Origin of the sequence: Microbacterium maritypicum, assembly GCF_041529975.1 — a bacterium.
In the GTDB taxonomy this organism is placed as follows: Bacteria; Actinomycetota; Actinomycetes; order Actinomycetales; family Microbacteriaceae; genus Microbacterium.
The window spans coordinates 1,507,102-1,516,429 of record NZ_CP168030.1 but is presented as its reverse complement, the minus strand read 5'-3'; the positions used below and the strand labels follow the sequence as shown (position 1 = coordinate 1,516,429).

General features: G+C 65.6%; 15 protein-coding genes. All 15 read right to left on the bottom strand.

From position 1 onward, the window contains the following. Nucleotides 1-17: 17 nt before the first annotated feature. Entirely contained in the window at nucleotides 18-578 is a 561-nt protein-coding gene (gene rplQ, locus ACCO44_RS07440; RefSeq protein ID WP_372469110.1) for a 50S ribosomal protein L17, read from the bottom strand. Between the two features lie 33 nt (nucleotides 579-611). Then, on the bottom strand, nucleotides 612-1,601 hold the full coding sequence (locus ACCO44_RS07435) for a DNA-directed RNA polymerase subunit alpha (protein WP_029260932.1): 990 nt from the start codon (nucleotides 1,599-1,601) through the stop codon (nucleotides 612-614). Nucleotides 1,602-1,735: 134 nt separating this feature from the next. Next, complete coding sequence (rpsK, locus tag ACCO44_RS07430; RefSeq protein WP_017829189.1) at nucleotides 1,736-2,134, bottom strand: 30S ribosomal protein S11; 399 nt, start codon at nucleotides 2,132-2,134, stop codon at nucleotides 1,736-1,738. A gap of 31 nt (nucleotides 2,135-2,165) precedes the next feature. Then, the gene (gene rpsM, locus ACCO44_RS07425) at nucleotides 2,166-2,540 is read right to left on the bottom strand and encodes a 30S ribosomal protein S13 (protein WP_017829190.1); all 375 of its coding nucleotides are present in this window, start codon (nucleotides 2,538-2,540) and stop codon (nucleotides 2,166-2,168) included. Nucleotides 2,541-2,718: 178 nt separating this feature from the next. Continuing rightward, entirely contained in the window at nucleotides 2,719-2,835 is a 117-nt protein-coding gene (gene rpmJ, locus ACCO44_RS07420) for a 50S ribosomal protein L36 (RefSeq protein WP_005050492.1), read from the bottom strand. Nucleotides 2,836-2,899: 64 nt separating this feature from the next. Then, nucleotides 2,900-3,121 carry a translation initiation factor IF-1 gene (infA, locus tag ACCO44_RS07415; RefSeq protein WP_017201569.1) on the bottom strand — a complete coding sequence of 74 codons (222 nt, stop codon included), beginning with the start codon at nucleotides 3,119-3,121 and terminating at the stop codon, nucleotides 2,900-2,902. A gap of 165 nt (nucleotides 3,122-3,286) precedes the next feature. Continuing rightward, nucleotides 3,287-3,952, bottom strand: coding sequence for a thioredoxin domain-containing protein (locus ACCO44_RS07410; protein WP_029260931.1), 666 nt, complete (start codon nucleotides 3,950-3,952; stop codon nucleotides 3,287-3,289). Further along, nucleotides 3,952-4,803 carry a type I methionyl aminopeptidase gene (map, locus tag ACCO44_RS07405; RefSeq protein WP_372469107.1) on the bottom strand — a complete coding sequence of 284 codons (852 nt, stop codon included), beginning with the start codon at nucleotides 4,801-4,803 and terminating at the stop codon, nucleotides 3,952-3,954. The genes ACCO44_RS07410 and map overlap by 1 nt, the downstream gene beginning before the upstream one ends. 1 nt (nucleotide 4,804) lies before the next feature. After that, the gene (locus ACCO44_RS07400; protein ID WP_029260929.1) at nucleotides 4,805-5,410 is read right to left on the bottom strand and encodes an adenylate kinase; all 606 of its coding nucleotides are present in this window, start codon (nucleotides 5,408-5,410) and stop codon (nucleotides 4,805-4,807) included. After that, nucleotides 5,407-6,729, bottom strand: coding sequence for a preprotein translocase subunit SecY (secY, locus tag ACCO44_RS07395; protein ID WP_029260928.1), 1,323 nt, complete (start codon nucleotides 6,727-6,729; stop codon nucleotides 5,407-5,409). Before secY ends, ACCO44_RS07400 begins: the two co-directional genes overlap by 4 nt. Nucleotides 6,730-6,911: 182 nt before the next feature. Next, on the bottom strand, nucleotides 6,912-7,547 hold the full coding sequence (gene rplO, locus ACCO44_RS07390) for a 50S ribosomal protein L15 (protein WP_036302867.1): 636 nt from the start codon (nucleotides 7,545-7,547) through the stop codon (nucleotides 6,912-6,914). Then, nucleotides 7,547-7,732, bottom strand: coding sequence for a 50S ribosomal protein L30 (rpmD, locus tag ACCO44_RS07385; protein WP_017201575.1), 186 nt, complete (start codon nucleotides 7,730-7,732; stop codon nucleotides 7,547-7,549). Before rpmD ends, rplO begins: the two co-directional genes overlap by 1 nt. Further along, a complete protein-coding gene (rpsE, locus tag ACCO44_RS07380) occupies nucleotides 7,732-8,433 on the bottom strand; it encodes a 30S ribosomal protein S5 (RefSeq protein WP_029260927.1) in 702 nt (233 codons plus the stop codon). The genes rpmD and rpsE overlap by 1 nt, the downstream gene beginning before the upstream one ends. After that, complete coding sequence (gene rplR, locus ACCO44_RS07375; protein ID WP_029260926.1) at nucleotides 8,430-8,789, bottom strand: 50S ribosomal protein L18; 360 nt, start codon at nucleotides 8,787-8,789, stop codon at nucleotides 8,430-8,432. Before rplR ends, rpsE begins: the two co-directional genes overlap by 4 nt. Nucleotides 8,790-8,791: 2 nt before the next feature. Further along, nucleotides 8,792-9,328, bottom strand: coding sequence for a 50S ribosomal protein L6 (gene rplF, locus ACCO44_RS07370; RefSeq protein WP_029260925.1), 537 nt, complete (start codon nucleotides 9,326-9,328; stop codon nucleotides 8,792-8,794).

The window sequence follows — 9,328 nt, the reverse complement described above, 5'->3', positions numbered from 1 at the left end:
CTTCGTGAGCGAAGTGCTTACTCGGACTTCTTCTCGACAGCGTCCTCAGCGGCAGCCTCGGCTGCTTCGCCTTCGGCCTGCGACTCGGCGCCGGCCTCGGCTGCGTCCTCGGCGGGAGCCTCCTCAGCGGGGGTCTCCTCGACGACCTCGGCGGGCTTCTCCGCCTTCTCGGCCTTCGGCGCAGCAGCAGCCTTCTTGGTCGACTTCGCCTTCGCGGTGACGGGCTCGAGAACGAGCTCGATCACGGCCATCGGAGCGTTGTCGCCCTTGCGGTTGCCGACCTTCGTGATGCGGGTGTAGCCGCCCTCGCGCTCGGCGACGAGCGGTGCGATCTCGGAGAACAGGATGTGCACGACTTCCTTGTCACCGATGACCGACAGCACGCGACGACGCGCGTGCAGGTCGCCACGCTTGGCGAAGGTGATCAGACGCTCGGCGAGCGGACGAAGGCGCTTGGCCTTGGTCTCGGTCGTCTTGATCGACTTGTGGGTGTAGAGCGCCGCCGCGAGGTTGGCAAGCATCAGGCGCTCGTGTGCGGGGCCGCCTCCGAGGCGGGGACCCTTAGTGGGCTTGGGCATAATCGTCTAACTCCTGGTCAGAAAGGTCGGGTTTCAGAAGGACTCGTCTTCGCTGCCGCCGTAGAAGTGGGCGCCGTCGAAACCGGGCACCGAATCCTTGAGCGACAGACCGAGCGAGATGAGCTTGTCGCGCACCTCGTCGACCGACTTCTGGCCGAAATTGCGGATGTTCATGAGCTGCGTCTCCGACAGGGCGACGAGCTCCGAAACAGTGTTGATGCCCTCACGCTTCAGGCAGTTGTACGAGCGGACCGACAGGTCGAGGTCTTCGATCGGCATCGACAGCTCGCTGGAGTTCACAGCCTCCACCGGCGCCGGGCCGATCTCGATGCCCTCGGCCTCGACGTTCAGCTCGCGGGCGAGACCGAACAGCTCGGTGAGCGTCTTCGCAGCCGACGCGACGGCGTCGCGGGGGCTGATCGCCGACTTGGTCTCGACGTCGAGGACGAGCTTGTCGAAGTCGGTACGCTCACCGGCACGAGTCGCCTCGACGCGGTAGCTCACCTTGAGGACCGGCGAGTAGATCGAGTCGATCGGGATCTGACCGGCCTCGGCGTACTCGTTGCGGTTCTGCGTCGCCGAGACGTAGCCACGGCCACGCTCGATCGTGAGCTCGAGCTCGAACTTCGCGGTCTCGTTCAGCGTCGCGATGACGAGCTCGGGGTTCTGCACCTCGACACCGGCCGGAGCCGAGATGTCGGCGGCGGTGACCTCGCCCGAACCGGTCTTGCGCAGGTACGCCGTGATGGGCTCGTCGCGCTCCGAGGAGACGACCAGCTGCTTGATGTTGAGGATGATCTCGGTGACATCCTCCTTCACGCCGGGGATGGTGCTGAACTCGTGCAGCACGCCGTCGATGCGAACGCTGGTGACAGCAGCACCGGGGATCGACGACAGCAGGCTGCGGCGCAGCGCGTTGCCGATCGTGTAACCGAAGCCGGGCTCCAGAGGCTCGATGATGAACCGGCTACGGTTCTCGACGATCTTTTCCTCGGTCAGTGTGGGACGCTGTGCAATAAGCACTCTGTGTTCCTTTCGATCACATGCCCGCTATATGACATGTGGTGGGGTGAGGTTTTGAGTTGTGGAAGTCGATGCCCGTACGCGGGCGTCGAGCCGCTCGGACCACGAATGGGCCGAGCGGCTCGAGGCGCGTATCAGACGCGGCGACGCTTCGGCGGACGGCAGCCGTTGTGCGCCTGGGGGGTGACGTCCTGGATCGAACCCACCTCGAGGCCTGCGGCCTGCAGCGAGCGGATCGCGGTCTCGCGGCCGGAGCCCGGACCCTTCACGAGGACGTCGACCTTCTTGACGCCGTGCTCCGCGGCCTGGCGGGCTGCGGACTCGGCAGCCATACCGGCGGCGTACGGGGTCGACTTGCGGGAGCCCTTGAAGCCCACGCCACCCGACGATGCCCAGGCGATGACAGCCCCGGACGGGTCGGTGATCGAGACGATCGTGTTGTTGAACGTCGACTTGATGTGGGCCTGGCCCAGCGCGATGTTCTTCTTTTCCTTGCGGCGCGGCTTGCGCGCGGCGGCCTTGGGTGCAGCCATGAAAGTGTTCTCCTAGTCCCTGGGGCCGCGCTTAGCGGGCCTTCTTCTTGCCTGCGACGGTGCGCTTCGGGCCCTTGCGGGTACGGGCGTTGGTCTTGGTGCGCTGACCACGGACCGGGAGACCACGACGGTGGCGGATGCCCTCGTAGGAGCCGATCTCGACCTTGCGGCGGATGTCTGCTGCAACCTCGCGGCGCAGGTCACCCTCCACCTTGTAGTTGCCTTCGATGTGGTCGCGGAGGGCGATCAGCTGGTCGTCGCTGAGGTCCTTCACGCGGATGCTCTCGTCGATCTCCGTCGCCTTGAGGATCTCGACCGAGCGGGTACGGCCGACGCCGTAGATGTAGGTAAGGGCGATCACCACGCGCTTGTCGCGCGGGATGTCAACGCCGGCAAGACGTGCCATGCGGTTCTCCTGGGTGTTGTGGAGGTGTGGAACAGGATCGGTGCCCGGGCCTCCGCCCCGAGGTGTCCCCCGCTTCCGCGGGTTCTGATCCTGCCGTTGTGTTTTCAGTTATGAGATGTGCGTGAGCGATGCCGCGCAGCTCGGGCCCGTCGAGCGGATCGGCGGGCCCGCCGGGGACTCAGCCCTGGCGCTGCTTGTGACGCGGGTTGCTCTTGCAGATCACCATGACGCGGCCGTGACGGCGGATCACCTTGCAGTGATCGCAGATGGGCTTGACGCTGGGGTTGACCTTCATGATGTTTCCTGTTCGCTGTCTTCGTACCGCCCCAGGCAGGGGCAGGCCGTTACTTCTCGACCGATCAGCGGTAGCGGTAGACGATACGGCCGCGGGTCAGGTCGTAGGGGCTGAGCTCCACGACCACACGGTCCTCGGGGATGATACGGATGTAGTTCTGCCGCATCTTGCCGGAGATCGTTGCAAGGACCTTGTGTCCGTTGCTGAGCTCAACGCGGAACATCGCGTTGGGCAGAGCCTCGGAGATCACGCCCTCGATCTCGATGACACCGTCTTTCTTAGCCATAGCCTCGCTGACGCTTCTGCAGATCGGTCGATCTGCGGTGGGTGATTGGGTTTGTGGTGCTGCGCCGACGGACACGCCGAATCAAGGCACAAAGCACCAAAGATCTATGTTAGACGCTCCGGAGTCATCCGGCAACTTGACCGCCCGTGGCGGACAGCTGTCGGATCAACCGATCAGCTTCTCCATCTCGGTGATCTCGCCGGCCTGCAGGTCGAGGCGCTTGCCGTTGACCTCGATGGTCGGCGTGCCCCCGATTTCATGAGCCTTCGCCTGCGCCGCTCCGAACTTGCGATAGGTCTCGTCAGTGATGCACGAGACCGCATCGTCAGCGCCGACCTGCGATGCGAAGTCGGCGAGCTGATCCGTGGTGAGACCCGCGGAATTCTCTGCCGGCTGGTTGTCGAACAGCGTCTTGGAGTAGTCGAGGTAGAGATCCGGGTTCGACTCCGCAACGCAGAAGGCCGCGCCGGCGGAGCGAGACGAGTACTCGGTGCCCTGCGAGTAGCGGTCCAGAATCGCGATGGGATGGTACTCGAGGGTGATGCGACCGTCGGCGGCAGCGGCTTCCAGCTGCTCGCCGTACTGCTCCTCGAAGCTGGCGCAGATCGGGCACTGGAAGTCGACGAAGACCGCGACAGTGTCCTCGCCGTCACCGAACGAGATCGCACCGGTCTCTGAATTGAACGTGTCGTTGGCCTTCGGTGCCGCGCCGGGCGAGGTGGCCTGGTTGTTGAGGAACACCACGAGTCCACCGATCGCCACCAGCACCACGACCACGGCGATGGAGACGCCGATCGCGAACCAGTTGGTGTTGCTCTTCGCCGCTGCCATTACTTTCCGATCTCTCGAGGCTCGACTCCGAATGGAGCGAGTCCGGCTCTTCCGCCATCGGGCGCAGTCAGCACCCAGATACCCCCATCATGCAGGGCGACGCTATGTTCCCAATGGGAGCCGTCCGTTCCGTCGACCGTCGTGACGGTCCAGTCATCGTCCTCGATGAACGTCGAATCCCCACCCGCGGTGACCATCGGCTCGATCGCGAGCACGAGACCGGGTTTGACGTCTTCGCCACGGTCGGGCGTGCGGTAGTTGAAGACACTGGGGGCTTCGTGCATCTTGCGGCCGATGCCGTGCCCGACATACTCACGGAGGATGCCGTACGGGTCCCCCGACACCGCCGATGGGCCCTGAGCCTCGATGTAGTCCTGGATGGCCGCGCCGATCTCATCGATCGAGGAGACGGATGCCATCGCGGCGATCCCCGCCCACATGGATCCCTCGGTCACGCGGGAGAGCTCTTCGCGCTGCGCGACCAGTTCCGGCCGCTCCGGGTCGGGAACCACGACCGTGATCGCACTGTCGCCGTTCCAGCCCTTGAACTGCGCGCCGCAGTCGACCGAGACGATGTCGCCGGGCTGCAGCACGCGCTCACCCGGGATCCCGTGCACGACCTGCTCGTTCACCGAGATGCACGTCGTGTGGTGGTAGCCGCGCACCAGCTGGAAGTTCGACTCCGCGCCGCGGGCCAGGATCGTGCGGTTGGCCATCGCGTCCAGCTCGAGGGTCGTCACGCCGGCCTTGATCAACGGGCGGACGGCATCCAGCGCTGCGGCCGTGATGAGCCCCGGCTCGACCATCGCTCGCAGCTGAGCCGGGGTCTTGTAGATCGACCGGCGGAACATCTCAGGAGGCGGAGGCCGCGAGGCGCAGGCCGCGGGCGGCCAGAGCCGCCGTGATCCGCTCGGTGACGTCGTCGAGAGCGCCGGTACCGTCGATGCGGTCGACGATGCCCTTGGCACCGTACACCTCGATGATCGGAGCGGTCTCCCGCTCGTAGATGTCGAGACGGTGGCCGATGGCCTCCGGGGTGTCATCCGAACGGCCCTGCTCGGTGGCGCGGAGCGTCAGACGCTCCAGGCTCTCCTCACGTGGCACGTCGAGGAGGATGACCGCGTCGAGCGACTCCCCCCGCCCCGCGAGGAACGACTCCAGGTGGGCGACCTGCGCAGTGTTGCGCGGGTACCCGTCGAGCAGGAACCCGTGGGCTGCATCGTCCTGCGACAGCCGGTCGCGCACGATCTCGCTCGTCAGCTCGTCCGGAACGAGGTCACCCTTGTCGAGGATCGCCGTGACCTGCTGGCCCAGCGGCGTCCCCTCCTTGATGTTCGCGCGGAAGATGTCACCGGTCGAGACGACCGGGATGCCGTAGGACTCGGCGATGCGCACGCCCTGCGTGCCCTTGCCGGAGCCCTGCGGGCCGACGATGAGAAGACGTGCGGATGCTGTCATCGGAGGAGCCCTTCATAGTGTCGCTGCTGCAGCTGAGCGTCGATCTGCTTGACCGTCTCGAGACCCACACCCACGATGATGAGGATCGAGGCGCCGCCGAACGGGAAGTTCTGGTTCGCGCCGACCGTGGCCAGTGCGATCAGCGGGATGAGCGCGATCAGACCGAGGTACAGCGAGCCCGGGAGCGTGATGCGGGTGAGCACGTAGTCGAGGTACTCGGCGGTCGGGCGACCCGCACGGATGCCGGGGATGAACCCGCCGTACTTCTTCATGTTGTCCGCGACCTCGACCGGGTTGAACGTGATCGCCACGTAGAAGTAGGTGAAGCCGATGATCAGCAGGAAGTAGGCGGCCATGTACACCGGGCTGTTGCCGGTGGTGAAGTTCGCGGTGATCCAGCTGACCCACTCGGGCGGCGTGGATCCGTCCTGCGGAGTGTTGAACTGCGCGATGAGAGCCGGGATGTACAGCAGCGACGACGCGAAGATCACGGGGATCACACCCGCCATGTTCACCTTGATCGGGATGTACGTGTTGGTGCCGCCGTACGTGCGGCGACCGACCATGCGCTTGGCGTACTGCACGGGGATCCGTCGCTGGGATTGCTCGACGAAGACGACGAGCCCCATGACGATGATTCCTACCAGCAGCACGAGGAGGAAGACCTCGAAGCCCTTGGTCTGCCAGATGAGGCCCATGGCACCGGGGAACGTCGCGGCGATGGAGGTGAAGATGAGCAGCGACATGCCGTTGCCGATGCCGCGCTCGGTGACCAGCTCGGCGAACCACATGATGAGACCGGTACCGGCCGTCATGGTCATGATGATGAGCAGCTGCGCCCACCACACGTCATTGGTCAGCAACTGCTGGCAGGCGGCGAGATCGGTGGATCCGAACAGCTGGCCGCTGCGCGCCACCGTCACGAGCGTCGTCGACTGGAGGAGCGCGAGCGCGATGGTGAGGTACCGGGTGTACTGGGTCAGACGGGCCTGACCGGCCTGTCCTTCCTTGTGCAGCGCCTCGAAGTGCGGGATCACCACGCGAAGGAGCTGGGTGATGATCGTCGCCGTGATGTACGGCATGACGCCGAGCGCAAAGATCGACAGCTGCAGCAGAGCACCACCGGAGAAGAGGTTGACCAGTCCGAGCAGGCCGTCGGTGCCCGCGTTCGCCGCGAGGCACTCCTCGACGTTCGGGAAGTTCACGAACGGCGCAGGGACGTTGGAGCCGAGACGGTAGATCGCGATGATGGCGAGGGTGAAACCGATCTTCCGACGCAGGTCCGGGGTGCGGAAGATCCGCGCGATGGCGCTAAACAAGGACGTTCCTCCTGAAAAGTTGCCGATTCCCGAAGGACGGCTGAAAGACCAGGGTAACGCAATCCGGGGTTCCCGGAATTCGTCACCGATACCAGGCCCGCCGGATGCGGCCCCAGAGCGAGGTCTCGGAGTGTGAAACGACGAGAGGGGCCGGAGAATCTCCGGCCCCTCTCATCTTGCGGTTACTTGACGGATCCGCCCGCCGCGACGATCTTCTGCTCGGCAGAACCCGAGACCTTGTCGACCGAGACGGTGAGCTTCACGGCGATGTCGCCGTTTCCGAGAACCTTGACCTTCTCGTTCTTGCGAACGGCACCCTTGGCGACCAGGTCGCCGATGGTGACATCGCCACCCTTGGGGTACAGCTCCGCGAGCTTCTCCAGGTTCACGACCTGGTACTCGACGCGGAACGGGTTCTTGAACCCGCGCAGCTTCGGGGTGCGCATGTGCAGCGGCATCTGCCCACCCTCGAAGCCGACGCGAACGGTGTTGCGCGCCTTGGTGCCCTTGGTACCACGACCGGCGGTCTTACCCTTGGAGCCCTCACCACGGCCGACGCGAGTCTTGGCGGTGTTGGATCCGGGGACCGGACGCAGGTGGTGCACCTTCAGGACGCCGGGGCGGGATGCCGGAGCATCCTTCGCAGGCGCAGCCTTCTTGGCGGCCGGCTTCTTGGCCGGAGCGTCAGCCTTGGCGGCGGACGCAGCGGTCTTGGCCGGAGCCTTCTTCGCGGCGGGCTTCTTCTCAGCGGCAGCCTTAGGAGCTGCAGCCTTCTTCGGGGCCTTCTCAGCCTCGACGGCCTCGTTCTTCTCAGCCATTAGTCGATCTCCTCAACCTTGACGAGGTGTGCGACGGTCTTGACGTAACCGCGCGTCTGCGCGTCGTCGGGGCGGACGGTGGTGTCACCGATCCGCTTGAGACCGAGGCTGCGCAGCGTGTCACGCTGGTTCTGCTTCTCGCTCACCTTGGACTTGATCTGCGTGACCTTCAGTCGCGCGGCCATCAGGCACCTACCTTCTGTGCGGCGATGGCCTCGGCCTCTGCGCGCACGAGGCGGGCAGGGGCGACCTGGTCGAACTCGAGGCCACGACGCGCGGCGACCGCACGAGGCTCCTCGAGCTGCTTCAGGGCCGTGACCGTCGCGTGCACGATGTTGATCGTGTTCGACGAGCCGAGCGACTTCGACAGCACGTCGTGGATACCGGCGCACTCGAGCACGGCACGGACCGGACCACCGGCGATGACACCGGTACCGGCAGCGGCCGGACGGAGCAGGACCACACCTGCGGCGGCCTCACCCTGCACGGGGTGCGGGATGGTGCTGCCGACGCGCGGAACACGGAAGAAGTTGCGCTTGGCCTCTTCGACACCCTTCGAGATCGCCAGGGGGACCTCTCGGGCCTTGCCGTAGCCGACGCCGACCAGACCGTTGCCGTCACCGACGACCACGAGGGCGGTGAAGCTGAAGCGACGACCACCCTTCACGACCTTCGAGACACGGTTGATCGTGACGACGCGCTCCAGGAACTGGTTGTCACCGCGGTCGCGCGAGTTGCGGTCGCGGCCACCCTGGTTGCGGTCACCGCGGCCACCGCGGCGGCCATCACGCTGATCGCGAGCCGGCTCTGCCTGCGTGGTGCCCGCAGCCGTCTCGGAAGTGGCAGCTGCCGCTTCGGTCACTTCGTTCTCCTTGTTGTCACTCACAGTGCCAGACCCCCTTCGCGGGCGCCGTCGGCGATGGCGGCGACACGACCGGCGTAGCGGTTACCGCCACGGTCGAACACTGCCTCGGAAACGCCGGCAGCCTTCGCACGCTCGGCGAGGAGCTCGCCGACCTTGCGGGCCTTGGCGGTCTTGTCACCCTCGAGCGAACGCAGGTCGGTCTCGAGCGTCGAAGCCGACGCGACGGTGTGACCCTTGCTGTCGTCGACCAGCTGCACGAAGACGTGGCGGGCCGAGCGGTTGACGACGAGGCGCGGACGCACCTCGGTGCCGACGACCTTCTTGCGAAGGCGGGCGTGACGACGCGCGCGGGCGTCAGACTTTGACTTGAGAGCCATGGTTACTTACCACTCTTTCCGGCCTTGCGACGCACGTTCTCGCCGGCGTAGCGCACACCCTTGCCCTTGTACGGCTCGGGCTTGCGGATCTTGCGGATGTTGGCAGCTGCCTCGCCGACAGCCTGCTTGTCGATCCCGCTGACGGTGAGCTTGGTGGTGCCCTCGACCGTGAGCGTGATGCCGGCGGGCGGGTCGATCAGGACCGGGTGCGAGAAGCCGAGGGCGAACTCGACCGAGCTCCCCTTCTGCTGCACGCGGTAACCGGTGCCGACGACCTCGAGACCCTTGGTGTAGCCCTGGGTCACGCCGATGATGTTGTTGTTGATGAGCGTGCGGGTCAGGCCGTGAAGCGACCGAGACTCGCGCTCGTCGTCGGGACGGGAGACCAGAACCTGGTTCTCCTCGACCGCGACCTCGATGGGGTTGGCCACCGTGAGGGTGAGCTCACCCTTGGGGCCCTTCACCGAGACCACGCGGCCTGCGACCGAAACGGTCACGCCCGCGGGAACGTCGATGGGAAGTCGTCCAATACGCGACAT